26 protein-coding genes are annotated in these 14,801 nt (G+C 65.5%); all 26 read right to left on the bottom strand.

All coding sequences use genetic code 11. The features are described from left to right. Nucleotides 1-174 precede the first annotated feature (174 nt). Nucleotides 175-1,032 carry a tRNA pseudouridine(38-40) synthase TruA gene (truA, locus tag K3769_RS25870; RefSeq protein WP_267028693.1) on the bottom strand — a complete coding sequence of 286 codons (858 nt, stop codon included), beginning with the start codon at nt 1,030-1,032 and terminating at the stop codon, nt 175-177. A 98-nt stretch (nt 1,033-1,130) separates the two neighbouring features. Continuing rightward, complete coding sequence (rplQ, locus tag K3769_RS25865) at nt 1,131-1,640, bottom strand: 50S ribosomal protein L17 (protein WP_267028692.1); 510 nt, start codon at nt 1,638-1,640, stop codon at nt 1,131-1,133. Nucleotides 1,641-1,819: 179 nt separating this feature from the next. Beyond that, on the bottom strand, nt 1,820-2,842 hold the full coding sequence (locus K3769_RS25860; protein WP_003966937.1) for a DNA-directed RNA polymerase subunit alpha: 1,023 nt from the start codon (nt 2,840-2,842) through the stop codon (nt 1,820-1,822). Between the two features lie 123 nt (nt 2,843-2,965). After that, on the bottom strand, nt 2,966-3,370 hold the full coding sequence (gene rpsK, locus K3769_RS25855; protein WP_003956432.1) for a 30S ribosomal protein S11: 405 nt from the start codon (nt 3,368-3,370) through the stop codon (nt 2,966-2,968). 69 nt (nt 3,371-3,439) lie between these two features. Further along, entirely contained in the window at nt 3,440-3,820 is a 381-nt protein-coding gene (rpsM, locus tag K3769_RS25850; protein ID WP_107022207.1) for a 30S ribosomal protein S13, read from the bottom strand. A 216-nt stretch (nt 3,821-4,036) separates the two neighbouring features. Continuing rightward, nucleotides 4,037-4,150, bottom strand: coding sequence for a 50S ribosomal protein L36 (gene rpmJ, locus K3769_RS25845; protein WP_003998809.1), 114 nt, complete (start codon nt 4,148-4,150; stop codon nt 4,037-4,039). 56 nt (nt 4,151-4,206) lie between these two features. Next, complete coding sequence (gene infA, locus K3769_RS25840; RefSeq protein WP_003948620.1) at nt 4,207-4,428, bottom strand: translation initiation factor IF-1; 222 nt, start codon at nt 4,426-4,428, stop codon at nt 4,207-4,209. Between the two features lie 304 nt (nt 4,429-4,732). Continuing rightward, the gene (gene map / locus K3769_RS25835) at nt 4,733-5,569 is read right to left on the bottom strand and encodes a type I methionyl aminopeptidase (RefSeq protein ID WP_267028691.1); all 837 of its coding nucleotides are present in this window, start codon (nt 5,567-5,569) and stop codon (nt 4,733-4,735) included. Nucleotides 5,570-5,670: 101 nt separating this feature from the next. Then, on the bottom strand, nt 5,671-6,360 hold the full coding sequence (locus K3769_RS25830) for an adenylate kinase (RefSeq protein ID WP_267028690.1): 690 nt from the start codon (nt 6,358-6,360) through the stop codon (nt 5,671-5,673). Next, nucleotides 6,360-7,673: a preprotein translocase subunit SecY gene (gene secY / locus K3769_RS25825; RefSeq protein WP_267028689.1), complete on the bottom strand. Its 1,314-nt coding sequence runs from the start codon at nt 7,671-7,673 to the stop codon at nt 6,360-6,362. Before secY ends, K3769_RS25830 begins: the two co-directional genes overlap by 1 nt. A gap of 248 nt (nt 7,674-7,921) precedes the next feature. Then, complete coding sequence (gene rplO / locus K3769_RS25820) at nt 7,922-8,377, bottom strand: 50S ribosomal protein L15 (protein ID WP_267028688.1); 456 nt, start codon at nt 8,375-8,377, stop codon at nt 7,922-7,924. Between the two features lie 2 nt (nt 8,378-8,379). After that, nucleotides 8,380-8,562, bottom strand: coding sequence for a 50S ribosomal protein L30 (gene rpmD / locus K3769_RS25815; protein WP_033319647.1), 183 nt, complete (start codon nt 8,560-8,562; stop codon nt 8,380-8,382). A 2-nt stretch (nt 8,563-8,564) separates the two neighbouring features. Then, on the bottom strand, nt 8,565-9,167 hold the full coding sequence (gene rpsE, locus K3769_RS25810; protein WP_055513610.1) for a 30S ribosomal protein S5: 603 nt from the start codon (nt 9,165-9,167) through the stop codon (nt 8,565-8,567). Between the two features lie 43 nt (nt 9,168-9,210). Further along, the gene (gene rplR, locus K3769_RS25805; RefSeq protein WP_267028687.1) at nt 9,211-9,594 is read right to left on the bottom strand and encodes a 50S ribosomal protein L18; all 384 of its coding nucleotides are present in this window, start codon (nt 9,592-9,594) and stop codon (nt 9,211-9,213) included. 3 nt (nt 9,595-9,597) lie between these two features. Next, nucleotides 9,598-10,137, bottom strand: coding sequence for a 50S ribosomal protein L6 (gene rplF, locus K3769_RS25800; RefSeq protein WP_267028686.1), 540 nt, complete (start codon nt 10,135-10,137; stop codon nt 9,598-9,600). Nucleotides 10,138-10,161: 24 nt separating this feature from the next. After that, a complete protein-coding gene (gene rpsH, locus K3769_RS25795) occupies nt 10,162-10,560 on the bottom strand; it encodes a 30S ribosomal protein S8 (protein WP_055614920.1) in 399 nt (132 codons plus the stop codon). A gap of 235 nt (nt 10,561-10,795) precedes the next feature. Beyond that, a complete protein-coding gene (locus K3769_RS25790; protein ID WP_003948630.1) occupies nt 10,796-10,981 on the bottom strand; it encodes a type Z 30S ribosomal protein S14 in 186 nt (61 codons plus the stop codon). A 5-nt stretch (nt 10,982-10,986) separates the two neighbouring features. Then, nucleotides 10,987-11,544, bottom strand: coding sequence for a 50S ribosomal protein L5 (gene rplE, locus K3769_RS25785; RefSeq protein ID WP_149511970.1), 558 nt, complete (start codon nt 11,542-11,544; stop codon nt 10,987-10,989). Beyond that, nucleotides 11,544-11,867 carry a 50S ribosomal protein L24 gene (gene rplX, locus K3769_RS25780; protein ID WP_189776123.1) on the bottom strand — a complete coding sequence of 108 codons (324 nt, stop codon included), beginning with the start codon at nt 11,865-11,867 and terminating at the stop codon, nt 11,544-11,546. The genes rplE and rplX overlap by 1 nt, the downstream gene beginning before the upstream one ends. A 2-nt stretch (nt 11,868-11,869) precedes the next feature. Next, a complete protein-coding gene (gene rplN / locus K3769_RS25775; protein ID WP_003992364.1) occupies nt 11,870-12,238 on the bottom strand; it encodes a 50S ribosomal protein L14 in 369 nt (122 codons plus the stop codon). 102 nt (nt 12,239-12,340) lie between these two features. Continuing rightward, nucleotides 12,341-12,628: a 30S ribosomal protein S17 gene (rpsQ, locus tag K3769_RS25770; protein WP_107022197.1), complete on the bottom strand. Its 288-nt coding sequence runs from the start codon at nt 12,626-12,628 to the stop codon at nt 12,341-12,343. Then, on the bottom strand, nt 12,628-12,852 hold the full coding sequence (gene rpmC, locus K3769_RS25765) for a 50S ribosomal protein L29 (RefSeq protein WP_003998824.1): 225 nt from the start codon (nt 12,850-12,852) through the stop codon (nt 12,628-12,630). The genes rpsQ and rpmC overlap by 1 nt, the downstream gene beginning before the upstream one ends. Next, nucleotides 12,852-13,271 (bottom strand): 50S ribosomal protein L16, encoded by a 420-nt coding sequence (gene rplP, locus K3769_RS25760; RefSeq protein WP_010986348.1) that lies wholly within the window; start codon nt 13,269-13,271, stop codon nt 12,852-12,854. The genes rpmC and rplP overlap by 1 nt, the downstream gene beginning before the upstream one ends. A 5-nt stretch (nt 13,272-13,276) precedes the next feature. Further along, nucleotides 13,277-14,128 carry a 30S ribosomal protein S3 gene (gene rpsC, locus K3769_RS25755; protein WP_107022196.1) on the bottom strand — a complete coding sequence of 284 codons (852 nt, stop codon included), beginning with the start codon at nt 14,126-14,128 and terminating at the stop codon, nt 13,277-13,279. Beyond that, nucleotides 14,128-14,475, bottom strand: coding sequence for a 50S ribosomal protein L22 (gene rplV / locus K3769_RS25750; RefSeq protein ID WP_030619142.1), 348 nt, complete (start codon nt 14,473-14,475; stop codon nt 14,128-14,130). The genes rpsC and rplV overlap by 1 nt, the downstream gene beginning before the upstream one ends. A gap of 42 nt (nt 14,476-14,517) precedes the next feature. After that, a complete protein-coding gene (gene rpsS / locus K3769_RS25745; RefSeq protein ID WP_006376029.1) occupies nt 14,518-14,799 on the bottom strand; it encodes a 30S ribosomal protein S19 in 282 nt (93 codons plus the stop codon). Nucleotides 14,800-14,801 lie beyond the last annotated feature (2 nt).

Below are 14,801 nucleotides of genomic sequence, written 5' to 3'. Positions count from 1 at the left end.
CATTCGAACTACTGGCCGGGCCGCGAAATCATAACCGAGTTTCATGAGCTACGTAAGATTCGCGTGAGGAAGTAAGTCAGACATGACGCCTTACGTCCGTTATAAGGATGCATGATCCGCGTTACATGTGGATGTCCTCCAGCCACATGAGAGACATCGAAGACATACCGCGCCTCAGCAGCAGACCGCCCCCGGCAGGGTCCGCCGGTTGCGCGCCTCCTTGTTCCGCGCGGCCAGCAGCTCGTCGGCGGGGTAGCCCACCTCTTCGAGGGTCAGCCCGTGCGGGCGCACCACGTGCACGGCGGAGTCCCGCACCCCCGCGGCCAGCACCTTCGCCGGCCAGTCGGCGCCCCGGTGCCCGTCCCCCACGAACAGCAGCGCGCCGATCAGTGAACGCACCATGTTGTGGCAGAAGGCGTCGGCCCGCACGGTGGCGGTGATCACCCCGTCGCTCCCCCGCTCAAGACGCAGCTCCTGGAGCGTACGGATGGTCGTCGCGCCCTCCCGCTTCTTGCAGTAGGCGGCGAAGTCGTACTCGCCGAGCAGCCCCCGGGCCGCCTCGTTCATGGCGTCGACGTCGAGCGGCCAGTCGTGCCACAGCACATGGCCGCGCAGCAGCGGGTCGACCCCGCCGGGGTTGTCGGTGACGCGATACGCGTATCGCCGCCACATCGCCGAGAACCGCGCGTTGAACCCGCTCGGCGCCTCGCTCAGGGCCCAGATCCGCACGTCCTTCGGCAGCCGCCCGGCCATCCGCTTGAGCAGCTTCTCCTGATGCTCGGCCCACACCTCCTCGGGCAGATCGACATGCGCCACCTGCCCGCGGGCGTGCACGCCGGCATCGGTCCGCCCGGCCACGGTCAGCTCGTAGTTCGTGCCGCCCGACCGCGTGACGGTCCGCAGCGCGTCCTCGATCTCCCCCTGCACGGTCCTGCGACCGCTGGCCTGCTTGGCCCAGCCGGAGAACTCGCTCCCGTCGTACGAGACGTCCATCCGGACACGGACATGACCGGCCGCTACTTCGTCACTCACCTGGAAATCCTCTCAGGAACACGAAAGCGGGCCCGCTCCCAGAAGGAACGGACCCACTCAAGCACGCCGCCGAAGGGGCGCGGGGAACTGCGCGACGCTTACGCGTCCTTGGACTCCTCGGCGGCCTCGTCGGCCGGCTTGGCGTCCTCGACGGCCTCGTCCTTGGGCGCGTCGTCCTTCTTCAGGGTGTCTTCCTTGACGGCACGCTTCGTCGCCGCCTCGGCCTCACCGGTGGCCTGCTGGGCCACGGTCAGGGCCTCCACCAGCTCGATGACGGCCATGGGCGCGTTGTCGCCACGACGGTTACCGATCTTGGTGATACGGGTGTAGCCACCCGGGCGGTTCTCGTAGCGCGGGCCGATCTCGGTGAAGAGCGTGTGCACGATGCTCTTGTCCGTGATGACCGACAGCACCTGACGGCGGTTGTGAAGGTCGCCCTTCTTCGCCTTGGTGACCAGACGCTCGGCGTAGGGCCGCAGGCGGCGGGCCTTCGCCTCGGTGGTCGTGATCTTGCCGTGCTCGAAGAGCGACTTCGCGAGGTTCGCGAGAAGCAGCTTCTCGTGCGCGGCGCTGCCGCCCATACGGGCACCCTTGGTGGGCTTCGGCATGATGTTTCTCCTAGGTGTCTGCCCCGGCCGTATCAGGTACCGAGGTCAGTATCCGAGCAGACGGTTGTCTGTCGAAGATCCAGGGCGGCCTCGAAGAGGCGCCCTGGAAGGGGCGCGGGGAACTGCGCGGCCGGCCACAGCGCACCCGCACCCTGAAACCGGCAGTCAGCCCCGAGCTGTCAGTACTGCTCGGTCTCGACGAAGCCCGCGTCCGCGTCGTCGTCCGCACCGAACGCGTCGGCCGCGGCGGTGGGGTCGAACCCGGGAGGCGAGTCCTTGAGCGCGAGACCCATGCCGGCCAGCTTCGCCTTGACCTCGTCGATCGACTTCGCACCGAAGTTGCGGATGTCGAGCAGGTCGGCCTCGGAGCGGGCGACGAGCTCACCCACGGAGTGGATGCCCTCACGCTTGAGGCAGTTGTACGACCGAACGGTGAGCTCGAGCTCCTCGATCGGCAGGGCGAGATCGGCGGCGAGGGCGGCGTCCGTCGGGGACGGGCCCATGTCGATGCCCTCGGCGTCGATGTTGAGCTCGCGCGCCAGACCGAACAGCTCGACCAGGGTCTTACCGGCCGACGCCATGGCGTCACGGGGACGCATGGCCTGCTTGGTCTCGACGTCGACGATCAGCTTGTCGAAGTCGGTGCGCTGCTCGACACGAGTCGCCTCGACCTTGTACGTGACCTTGAGAACGGGCGAGTAGATCGAGTCGACCGGGATGCGCCCGATCTCCTGACCGACCTGCTTGTTCTGCACGGCGGAGACGTAACCGCGACCGCGCTCGACGGTCAGCTCCATCTCCAGCTTGCCCTTGCCGTTGAGCGTGGCGAGGACGAGGTCGGGGTTGTGCACCTCGACACCGGCGGGCGGGGCGATGTCGGCGGCGGTGACGAGACCGGGTCCCTGCTTGCGCAGGTACATGACGACGGGCTCGTCGTGCTCGCTGGAGACGACCAGCTGCTTGATGTTGAGGATGAGGTCGGTTACGTCCTCCTTGACACCCGGCACGGTGGTGAACTCGTGCAGGACGCCGTCGATCCGGATGCTGGTGACAGCGGCACCGGGGATCGAGGAGAGGAGCGTGCGGCGGAGGGAGTTGCCGAGGGTGTAGCCGAAGCCCGGCTCCAGCGGCTCGATCACGAACCGGGAGCGGAATTCGTCGACGACCTCTTCGGTCAGCGACGGACGCTGAGCAATAAGCATGGTGCGATCCTTCAGTCAGGGGCATCCGCTATTTGACGCCCTACTGGTACTGCAAGGGTACGGGCGGCACGCCTCCGAAGAGCCGTACCGCCCGAACCCAGGAAAAACTAAGACAACCGTGCGTCAGACGCGACGGCGCTTGGGCGGACGGCAGCCGTTGTGCGGCGTGGGCGTCACGTCCTGGATCGAGCCGACCTCGAGGCCGGTCGCCTGCAGCGAACGGATGGCGGTCTCACGACCGGAACCCGGACCCTTGACGAAGACGTCGACCTTGCGCATGCCGTGCTCCTGCGCGCGGCGGGCGGCCGACTCGGCGGCCATCTGCGCGGCGAAGGGGGTGGACTTGCGCGAGCCCTTGAAGCCGACGTGGCCGGCGGAGGCCCAGGAGATCACGTTGCCCGAGGGGTCCGTGATCGAGACGATGGTGTTGTTGAACGTGCTCTTGATGTGGGCGTGCCCATGAGCGACGTTCTTCTTTTCCTTGCGGCGCACCTTCTTGGCAGCGCCCTGACGACCCTTGGGGGGCATCTATAACTCCTACGGGGAGGTGGTCGGTCCTACAGCGAAGACCGCTGATGAAGCGTTGTCCGCTGAGGACTACTTCTTGCCCGGCTTCTTCTTGCCGGCGATGGCGCGACGCGGGCCCTTGCGGGTACGGGCGTTCGTGCTGGTGCGCTGGCCGTGGACGGGCAGGCCACGACGGTGGCGCAGACCCTGGTAGCAGCCGATCTCGACCTTGCGGCGGATGTCGGCCTGAACCTCACGGCGGAGGTCACCCTCGGTCTTGAAGTTGTTGTCCACGTACTCGCGGATCCGGACCAGCTCCTCCTCGGAGAGGTCACGGACGCGGGTGTTGGGGTTGACGCCGGTGTCGGCCAGCGTCTTCTGCGAGAGGGTCCGGCCGATGCCGAACACGTAGGTGAGGGCAACCTCCACGCGCTTTTCGCGCGGGATGTCAACACCGGAAACGCGTGCCATTCAATGGCTCCAGTTGTCGTTCGGAGGTCTTCCACAGAACCGGTTCCCGCCCGCCGTCCTCTTCTTCGGCGCGAGCCTCGAAGATTCGGTACGGATCGGGTCCCCGGCCTCCGACCGGGGGTGTCGGATCACTGTGAACAGTGGATCCGGGCTCTGCGTATGAACATGTACGTGCGTCGCGCGAAGTTCTGCGGGTGCAGAAGGTGCGGTCGTGCGTCAGCCCTGGCGCTGCTTGTGGCGCGGGTTTTCGCAGATGACCATGACCCGGCCGTGACGGCGGATCACCCTGCACTTGTCGCAGATCTTCTTGACGCTCGGCTTGACCTTCATGGTGAGGTTCTCCGGGTCAGTGCCACCACCCCGCGGAAGCGGGGTACAGGCAAGATCTACTTGTAGCGGTAGACGATCCGGCCACGCGTCAGGTCGTACGGAGACAACTCCACCACGACCCTGTCGTCAGGGAGGATGCGGATGTAGTGCATGCGCATCTTGCCGCTGATGTGTGCCAGGACCTGGTGGCCGTTCTGGAGCTCAACCTTGAACATGGCGTTCGGAAGAGACTCGACGACAGTGCCCTCGATCTCGATGGCACCTTGCTTCTTGGCCACGCTTCGCCTTTCGAATCGACTACCTTGATCGACTCCGCACTTACCACATGCAGGCATGCGGATGCACGAGAGCCGACGAGTCAGTCTACGCCAGGCCCCCCGGAAAGACGAATCGAAAAAGTCTGCCCCACGAACAAGATCCCTAAGCCGAGACGCGCCCCTCCAGGGGCGCGGGGAACGGCGCAATCTTTAGGGGCGCAGCCCCAAGGGGCGCGGGGAACGGCGCAGTCTTTTGACTTTCGGGTGCGCAGCCCCCAGGAGCCCCCAGGAGCCCCCAGGAGCCGCGGGGAACGGCGCGAGGCCGCTACGCCAGCGGATCAGGCGCGGCAGTGACCCCGTACTCGGCGAGCTTCGCCCTACCCCCGTCGGGAGACGTAAGCACAAGCGGTCCCGCCTCGGTCAGCGCGACAGAGTGCTCCCAGTGCGAAGACCACGTGCCGTCCGTCGTGATGACGGTCCAGTCATCGGCCAGCACCTCCGTCCGCGGCGTCCCCAGCGAAACCATCGGCTCGATGGCGAGGCAGAACCCGGGCACCAGCTTCGGCCCCTTGCCCCGCCGCCGCTCGACGTAGTTCAGCAGATGCGGATCCATGTGCATCTCGGTCCCGATGCCGTGGCCGCCGTAGTCCTCGACGATCCCGTACTTGCCGCCACCGGGCTTCGGCTGGCGCCGGATGTACGTCTCGATGGCCCGGGAGACGTCGACGAGCCGGTTCCCCAGCTTCATCGCCGCGATCCCGGCCCACATCGACTCCTCGGTCACCCGGGACAGCTCAAGCAGCTCCGGAGCATGCCCGGAACCCACGAACGCCGTGTACGCCGCGTCCCCGTGCCAACCGTCGACGATCGCGCCGGCGTCGATCGAGATGATGTCCCCGTCCTTCAGGACGACCTCATCGGTCGGGATGCCGTGCACGACGACCTCGTTCACCGAGGTGCAGATCGTGGCGGGGAAGCCGCCGTAGCCCAGGAAGTTCGACTTCGCGCCGTGTTCGTCGAGCACCTTGCGGGCGACCTGGTCGAGATCCCGGGTCGTGGCACCGGGCACCGCGGCTTCCCGCGTCGCGCTGTGGACGGCGGCGACGACCAGGCCCGCCTCACGCATCTTGGCGATCTGCTCGGGGGTCTTGATCTGCACCATGGTGGCCCGCGCTCTCCGTCTTCTCTGCCTACTGGATTACCTGCACAACAGTACGGCCGCGGCGCCCAGCGAGGGCACCGCGGCCGAACCGGTCGGGACGACTACTTGTCGCCGTCGCCCCGGCTGTCCTTCTTGCCCTCGGCCTGACCCTTGAGGGCGTCCATCGCGCGCTTGGTGACCTCGTACACCTTGCCGAGCGCCGAGATCGTCACCACGAGGCCCTGGGCCCCGTAGTAGTCGATGATCGGCTCGGTCTGGGTGTGGTAGACCTCCAGGCGCTTGCGGACGGTCTCCTCGGTGTCGTCGTCCCGCTGGTACAGCTCGCCGCCGCAGACGTCGCAGACGCCTTCCTTCTTCGGCGGGCTGTACGTCACGTGGAAGACGTGGCTCGAATCGTTGCGGCAGATGCGGCGGCCGGCGATGCGCTTGACCACCTCGTCCTCGGGGACCTCCAGGTCGAGCACCCCGTCGAGTTCCACACCATCGGCCTTGAGTGCCTGGTCCAGTGCCTCGGCCTGCGAGACGTTCCGCGGGAAGCCGTCGAGCAGGAAGCCGTTCACGGCGTCCGGCTGCTCCATGCGGTCCTTGGCCATCGCGATGGTGACCTCGTCCGGCACGAGGTTGCCCTCGTCCATGTACGACTTCGCGAGTTTGCCCAGGTCGGTCTGCTGGCTGATGTTCGCACGGAAGAGGTCGCCCGTGGAGATGTGCGGGATCGACAGGTTCTTGGCGAGGAACGCGGCCTGCGTTCCCTTGCCCGCCCCGGGCGGCCCGACGAGGACGATTCGCATCAGCGGAGGAACCCTTCGTAATTGCGCTGCTGGAGCTGGCTCTCGATCTGCTTCACCGTCTCAAGACCGACACCCACGATGATCAGGATGCTGGTGCCACCGAACGGGAAGTTCTGGTTTGCCCCGAAACCAACCAACGCCATCGTCGGTACGAGAGCGATCAGGCCCAGATACAGCGAACCCGGCCAGGTGATCCGGTTGAGTACGTATCCCAGGTACTCAGCGGTCGGCCGACCGGCCCGGATGCCCGGGATGAAGCCACCATACTTCTTCATGTTGTCCGCGACTTCTTCGGGGTTGAAGGAGATGGCCACGTAGAAGAAGGCGAAGAACACGATCAGCAGGAAGTAGGTGGCGATGTAGATCGGGTGGTCGCCCTTGGTGAGGTTCTGCTCGATCCAGGTCTTCCAACCCGAGGTCCCACCCGCGAACTGGGCCACCAGCGCCGGGATGTAGAGCAGCGACGAGGCAAAGATCACAGGGATGATGCCCGCCTGGTTCACCTTCAGCGGGATGTACGTGGACGTGCCGCCGTAGGACCTGCGGCCGATCATCCGCTTCGCGTACTGGACCGGGATCCGTCGCTGGGCCTGCTCGACGAAGACCACCAGGCCGACCATGACGAGGCCGACCGCGATGACGGTGCCGAACTCGATCCAGCCCTCCGCCAGGGTGCCCTGCTTCTTGATGGCCCACAGCGCCGACGGGAACGTGGCGGCGATCGAGATGAACATGAGGATCGACATGCCGTTGCCGATGCCGCGGTCGGTGATGAGCTCACCGAGCCACATGACGACGGCCGTACCGGCGGTCATCGTGATGACCATCGTGATGGTGACGAAGATCGACTGGTCCGGCACGATCTGCTCGGCGACCGGGCAGCTGGTGAAGAGCGCGCCGCTGCGGGCGGTGGCCACCAGGCCGGTGCCCTGCAGGATGGCCAGCGCGACCGTCAGGTAACGCGTGTACTGCGTGATCTTCGCCGTACCTGCCTGACCCTCCTTCTTGAGGGCTTCCAGGCGCGGGATCACCACGGTCAGCAGCTGCAGAATGATGCTCGCCGTGATGTACGGCATGATGCCCAGTGCGAAGATCGTGATCTGCAGCAGAGCGCCACCGCTGAACATGTTGACCAGACCGAACAGGCCTTGGTTCTGGCTCGCGTTGTCGATACAGATCTGGACGTTCTTGTAGTCGACACCGGGGATCGGGATGTGCGTGCCCACCCGATAAACCACGATGATGCCGAGCGTGAAGAGCAGCTTCTTGCGCAGGTCGGGCGTCTTGAACGCCCGGGCGAACGCGGTGAGCACGGTGCCTCCTGCGACCCCCGCGCAAGTGCGCCAGAGGTGACGGTCTTGAGGTTCGACGAATAAGTAACGGACAGCTAACTAACAGTCAGAAGCCACCTGGAGTTCCCTGGCGGCACACCGGGCGAAAATTAGCAGCGCAGGCCACCTTACCGGCGACACCGCTTCCCTAGGAACGACCAACCGGGGATGCCCCTTTTGTGGGGCATCCCCGGTCGGGATCGCTCAAGTCATCGAATCGCCTGAAGTGATCAGATCAGCTCGGTGACGGTACCGCCGGCGGCGGTGATCTTCTCCTTGGCGGAGCCGGAGACGGCGTCGACCGTCACCTGCAGTGCCACGGAGATCTCGCCCTGGCCGAGGACCTTGACGAGGCTGTTCTTGCGAACCGCACCCTTGGCGACGAGCTCCTCGACGGTGACTTCGCCACCTTCGGGGAACAGCGCGCCCAGCTTGTCGAGGTTCACGACCTGGTACTCGGTCTTGAACGGGTTCCGGAAGCCCTTGAGCTTCGGGAGACGCATGTGGAGGGGCATCTGGCCACCCTCGAAGCGCTCCGGAACCTGGTAACGGGCCTTGGTGCCCTTGGTACCACGACCGGCCGTCTTACCCTTGGACGCTTCACCACGACCGACTCGCGTCTTCGCGGTCTTGGCGCCCGGGGCGGGACGGAGGTTGTGGATCTTGAGCGGGTTGTTCTCCGCCATGATCAGTCGACCTCCTCAACCGTCACGAGGTGGCGGACGGTGTGCACCATTCCGCGGAACTCGGGGCGGTCCTCCTTGACGACCACATCGTTGATCCGCTTGAGGCCAAGCGAACGAAGGGTGTCACGGTGGTTCTGCTTGCTGCCGATGTACGACTTCGTCTGCGTGATCTTGAGCTGAGCCATGATTACGCACCCGCTCCCGCACGTGCACGCAGGAGAGCCGCGGGGGCGACGTCCTCAAGGGGCAGACCGCGGCGGGCCGCGATCTCCTCGGGACGCTGCAGGCCCTTGAGGGCCGCCACGGTCGCGTGCACGATGTTGATCGCGTTGGACGAGCCGAGCGACTTCGACAGGATGTCGTGAACGCCGGCGCACTCCAGGACAGCACGCACCGGGCCACCGGCGATAACGCCGGTACCGGGGGAAGCAGGCTTGAGCAGGACGACGCCCGCGGCCTTCTCGCCCGTGATCGGGTGCGGGATGGTGCCCTGGATACGGGGGACCTTGAAGAAGTGCTTCTTGGCCTCTTCAACACCCTTGGCGATCGCGGCCGGCACCTCCTTGGCCTTGCCGTAACCGACACCCACGGTGCCGTCACCATCGCCCACCACGACCAGCGCGGTGAAGCTGAAGCGACGACCACCCTTCACGACCTTGGCGACACGGTTGATCGCGACGACACGCTCGACGTACGCGGTCTTCTCGGCGGCTGCGCCACCGTCACGGCCCTTCCGGTCCCGCCGCTCGCCGCCACCGGCACCGCTCCCGCGGCGCTGGGGTCCAGCCATTGGAATTACCTCTCTCTGTTTCCGCTAGCTCCGGAACCAGGACTCAGAACTTGAGTCCGGCTTCGCGGGCGGCGTCCGCCAGAGCGGCAATGCGCCCGGCGTATCGGTTTCCACCGCGGTCGAATACGACAGTCTCGACACCGGCGGCCTTGGCGCGCTCGGCGACCAGGGCGCCGACCGACTTGGCCTGCTCGGACTTGTCGTTCTCGCCGCCGCGGATGGTCGTGTCCAGGGTGGACGCCGACGCGAGGGTGTGACCCTTAACGTCGTCGATCACCTGGGCCACGATGTGGCGGTTCGAGCGCGTCACGACCAGGCGAGGCCGCTCAGCCGTACCGGAGACGTGCTTCCGGATGCGGATGTGACGTCGCTTGATGGCAGCACGCTTGTAAGCGTCGCCCTTAGCAATCTTGACACCGTATGCCATGGCTTACTTACCCGCCTTTCCGACCTTGCGCCGGACGACTTCGCCCTCGTACTTGACGCCCTTGGCCTTGTACGGGTCGGGCTTGCGCAGCTTGCGGATGTTGGCCGCAACCTCGCCGACCTTCTGCTTGTCGATTCCCTCGACCGAGAAGTGCGTCGGGTTCTCGACCTTGAACGAGATGCCCTCGGGCGCCTCGACCGTGATCGAGTGGCTGTAGCCGAGCGAGAACTCCAGGTTGGAGCCCTTCGCCAGGACGCGGTAACCGACACCGCTGATTTCGAGCTTCTTCACGTAACCCGCGGTCACGCCGGTGATCATGTTCGCCACCAGCGTGCGGGACAGGCCGTGGAGGGCCTTGTTCTGACGCTCGTCGTTCGGGCGGGTGACATTGAGAATGCCGTCCTCACCCTTCGCGATCTCGATCGGCGCCGCGACGGTGTGGGAGAGGGTGCCCTTGGGACCCTTCACCTGAACCGTACGGCCGTCGATGGTGACGTCCACGCCGGCGGGAACCGTGATGGGGAGCTTGCCAATACGCGACATAGCTGTTTCCTCCGTTCCCTTCCGCTACCAGACGTAGGCGAGAACTTCTCCGCCTACGCCCTTCTTGCCGGCCTGCTTGTCGGTGAGGAGACCGTGCGACGTGGAGATGATCGCCACGCCGAGGCCACCGAGCACCTTGGGCAGGGAGGTGGACTTCGCGTACACACGCAGACCCGGCTTCGAGATCCGCTTGATGCCCGCGATGGAGCGCTCACGGTTCGGGCCGAACTTCAGCTCGAGGACGAGCTTCTTGCCGACTTCGGCGTCCTCGACCTTCCAGCCGGTGATGAAGCCCTCCTGCTGGAGGATCTCCGCGATGTGCGACTTGATCTTGCTGTGGGGCATCGCGACATCGTCGTGGTACGCCGAGTTCGCGTTACGCAGACGGGTAAGCATGTCTGCGATGGGATCAGTCATGGTCATGAATTGGCCTTCGGCCTCTCTCGCCGGGGTTTCCTGTATGCGCCATCCCTCTCCCCACTCAGTGGCGGGACGGGTGCGGTGCGGGGACCTACGGCGTAGTAAGCGTTAACTAGTGGGCTGTACCCACATGCGTTCGGGCGGCAGACGCCCAACCCTCCCAGCCTAAGCCATGGAGGGGAGAGCCTCTGCCAACCCACTGCTTACCGAGAGCGTCCGGTCGTCCCTGTTGAGGGGACTACCAGGAGCTCTTGGTCACGCCCGGGAGCTCTCCACGGTGAGCCATCTCACGAAGGCACACGCGGCAGAGGCCGAACTTGCGGTACACGGAGTGCGGACGGCCGCAGCGCTGGCAGCGCGTGTAGCCACGTACACCGAACTTGGGCTTACGAGCAGCCTTGGCAATCAGAGCCTTCTTCGCCATCTCGCTTACGCCTCCTTGAAGGGGAAGCCGAGGTGACGGAGAAGGGCACGGCCTTCGGCGTCGTTGGTCGCCGTGGTCACCACGGTGATGTCCATACCCCGGACGCGGTCGATCTTGTCCTGGTCGATCTCGTGGAACATGACCTGCTCGGTGAGACCGAAGGTGTAGTTGCCACGACCGTCGAACTGCTTGGGAGACAGACCACGGAAGTCGCGGATACGCGGCAGCGCGAGCGACAGGGTGCGGTCCAGGAACTCCCACATGCGGTCGCCACGAAGCGTGACGTGGGCACCGATCGGCTGACCCTCACGCAGCTTGAACTGCGCGATGGACTTGCGGGCCTTGGTGACGGCCGGCTTCTGACCGGTGATCGTGGTGAGGTCGCGGATGGCGCCCTCGATCAGCTTGGAGTCGCGGGCGGCGTCGCCCACACCCATGTTGACCACGATCTTGACGAGGCCCGGGGTCTGCATGACGTTCTCGTACGAGAACTCTTCCTGCAGCTTGCCCGCGATCTCCTCGCGGTACTTCGTCTTGAGACGCGGAGTGGTGGTGGTAGCCATCAGATGTCCTCACCCGTCCGCTTGGCAACGCGGATCTTGTTGCCCTCGTCGTCGAAGCGGAAACCGACGCGCGTGACGACCTTGTTCCCGTCCTTCTCCACGACCAGCTGGACGTTGGAGACGTGGATGGGAGCCTCGGTCGTGACGATGCCACCGGCCTGCGAACCGCGAGCGGTGGGACCGGCCTTCGTGTGCTTCTTGACCCGGTTGACACCCTCGACCAGGACGCGCTCGTCGCGCGGGTAAGCGGCAATGACCTTGCCCTGCTTGCCCTTGTCCTTACCGGTGATGACCTGAACCAGGTCGCCCTTCTTGATCTTCATGCTTACAGCACCTCCGGCGCGAGCGAGATGATCTTCATGAACTTCTTCTCGCGCAGCTCACGGCCGACAGGGCCGAAGATACGGGTGCCACGAGGGTCGCCGTCGTTCTTCAGAATGACGGCGGCGTTCTCGTCGAAGCGGATGTACGAGCCGTCGGGACGGCGACGCTCCTTGACGGTGCGAACGATGACCGCCTTGATGACGTCACCCTTCTTCACATTGCCGCCGGGGATCGCGTCCTTGACGGTGGCGACGATGACGTCACCGATGCCCGCGTAGCGGCGACCGGAGCCACCGAGCACACGGATGCAAAGGATTTCCTTCGCACCAGTGTTGTCGGCGACACGCAGTCGCGACTCCTGCTGGATCACGTCTATCTCCTGATTGTCTGCCGGTTCCCGGCAGGGGCTCCTTGACGGAAACCCCTGCCGAGCCTGGCGGAACCAACCTGAGGGAAACCCCCCAGGTACTTACTACTTGGCCTTCTCGAGGATCTCGACGATGCGCCAGCGCTTCGTCGCAGACAGCGGACGGGTCTCCATGATGACAACCCGGTCGCCGACGCCGGCGGCGTTCTGCTCGTCGTGGGCCTTGAGCTTGTTCGTACGGCGGATGACCTTGCCGTACAGAGCGTGCTTGACGCGGTCCTCGACAGCGACGACAACGGTCTTGTCCATCTTGTCGCTGACGACGAGACCCTCACGGGTCTTGCGGAAGCCGCGGCTCGTCTTGGTCTCTTCGGTCACGTTGTTCTCGCTCATCAGGCGCTCTCCACCGTCTCGATGCCCAGCTCGCGCTCACGCATGAGGGTGTAGATCCGCGCGATGTCCTTGCGGACGGCCTTGAGCCGACCGTGGTTTTCGAGCTGACCGGTCGCCGCCTGGAAGCGGAGGTTGAACAGCTCTTCCTTGGCTTCGCGGAGCTTCGCGAGAAGCTCCTCGTCACCCAGTTCGCGCAGCTCGGACGCCTTGGTACCGGCCGACATCACGCTTCACCTGCCTCGCGCTTGACGATCCGGCACTTCATCGGCAGCTTGTGGGCTGCGCGAGTGAGGGCCTCACGGGCGATCTTCTCGTTGGGGTAGGACAGCTCGAACATGACCCGACCCGGGTGCACGTTCGCGATCCACCACTCGGGGGATCCCTTACCGGAACCCATGCGGGTCTCGGCGGGCTTCTTGGTCAGCGGGCGGTCCGGGTAGATGTTGATCCAGACCTTGCCGCCACGCTTGATGTGGCGGGTCATCGCGATACGAGCCGCCTCGATCTGGCGGTTCGTGACATACGCCGGCGTGAGGGCCTGAATGCCGTACTCGCCGAACGAAACCTGCGTACCGCCCTTGGCCTGACCACGGCGCTTCGGGTGGTGCTGCTTGCGGTGCTTGACCCTACGAGGGATCAGCATGTCGGTCAGGCCTCCGTTCCGGTGCTCTCGGCCGGAGCGGCAGCGGCGGCGGGAGCGTCGGCCTTGGGGGCCTCGGCAGCCGGCGCGGACTGCTGCTGCGGCTTGCGGCCACGGCCGCCACGCTCGCCACCACGGCCGCCACGGGCCGGGCGGTCGCCGCCGCCACCGGCTCCACCACGGGCCGGGCGGTTACCCGCACGGGCCGCGGCGTTCTCGGCGCGGACCTCGGCGATGTTCTTGACATCGCCCTTGTAGATCCAGACCTTCACACCGATACGGCCGAAGGTCGTCTTGGCCTCGAAGAAGCCGTAGTCGACGTTCGCACGGAGCGTGTGCAGGGGCACACGGCCCTCGCGGTAGAACTCCGAGCGGGACATCTCGGCGCCGCCGAGACGGCCACCACACTGGATCTTGATGCCCTTGGCGCCGGCCTTCATCGTGCCCTGCATGCTCTTGCGCATGGCACGACGGAAGGAGACGCGGGAGGACAGCTGCTCGGCGACGGCCTGGGCCACCAGCTGAGCGTCCGTCTCCGGGCTCTTGACCTCAAGGATGTTCAGCTGGACCTGCTTGCCGGTCAGCTTCTCCAGGTCACCGCGGATGCGGTCGGCCTCGGCGCCACGGCGGCCGATGACGATGCCCGGGCGCGCGGTGTGGATGTCCACACGGACGCGGTCACGGGTGCGCTCGATCTCCACCTTCGAGATGCCGGCGCGCTCCATGCCGGACGTCATCATCCGACGGATGGCGACGTCTTCCTTGACGTAGTCCTTGTACAGCTTGTCGGCGTACCAGCGGGACTTGAAGTCCGTGGTGATGCCGAGCCGGAACCCATGCGGGTTAACCTTCTGGCCCATTACCGGGTTCCTTCCTTGCTGCTGACGACCACGGTGATGTGGCTGGTCCGCTTGCGGATCCGGTAGGCGCGGCCCTGGGCGCGCGGACGGAACCGCTTCAGGGTCGGACCCTCGTCGACATACGCCTCGGAGATGACGAGGCTGTCGGCGTCGGTGTGGTCGTAGTTGTGTGCGGCGTTGGCGATGGCGCTGTCAAGCACCTTGCCGACGGGCACGCTCGCGGCCTGCGGGGCGAAACGCAGGACCGCCTGAGCCTCCGTGGCATCCATGCCACGGATAAGGTCCACCACACGGCGGGCCTTCATGGGCGTGACGCGGATGTACCGCGCCTGGGCCCTGGCTTCCATGGTTGTCCTTCCAGTGTCTGTCATGGTCGATTCCACCCCGCGTTAGCGGCGCTTCGACTTCCGGTCGTCCTTGACGTGACCCCGGAAGGTGCGCGTCGGCGAGAACTCGCCGAGCTTGTGGCCGACCATCGACTCGGTGACAAACACCGGAATGTGGGTCTTGCCGTTGTGCACCGCGATCGTGTGGCCGAGCATGGCCGGGATGATCATCGAGCGACGGGACCAGGTCTTGATGACGTTCTTGGAACCGGCTTCGTTCTGTACGTCCACCTTCTTGATCAGGTGGTCGTCGACGAAGGGCCCCTTCTTGAGACTGCGCGGCATCT

Source organism: Streptomyces ortus (genome assembly GCF_026341275.1).
Classification (GTDB): domain Bacteria; phylum Actinomycetota; class Actinomycetes; order Streptomycetales; family Streptomycetaceae; genus Streptomyces; species Streptomyces ortus.
The sequence above is the reverse complement of the archived record's forward strand: the minus strand, read 5'-3'. Positions and strand labels throughout refer to the sequence as shown.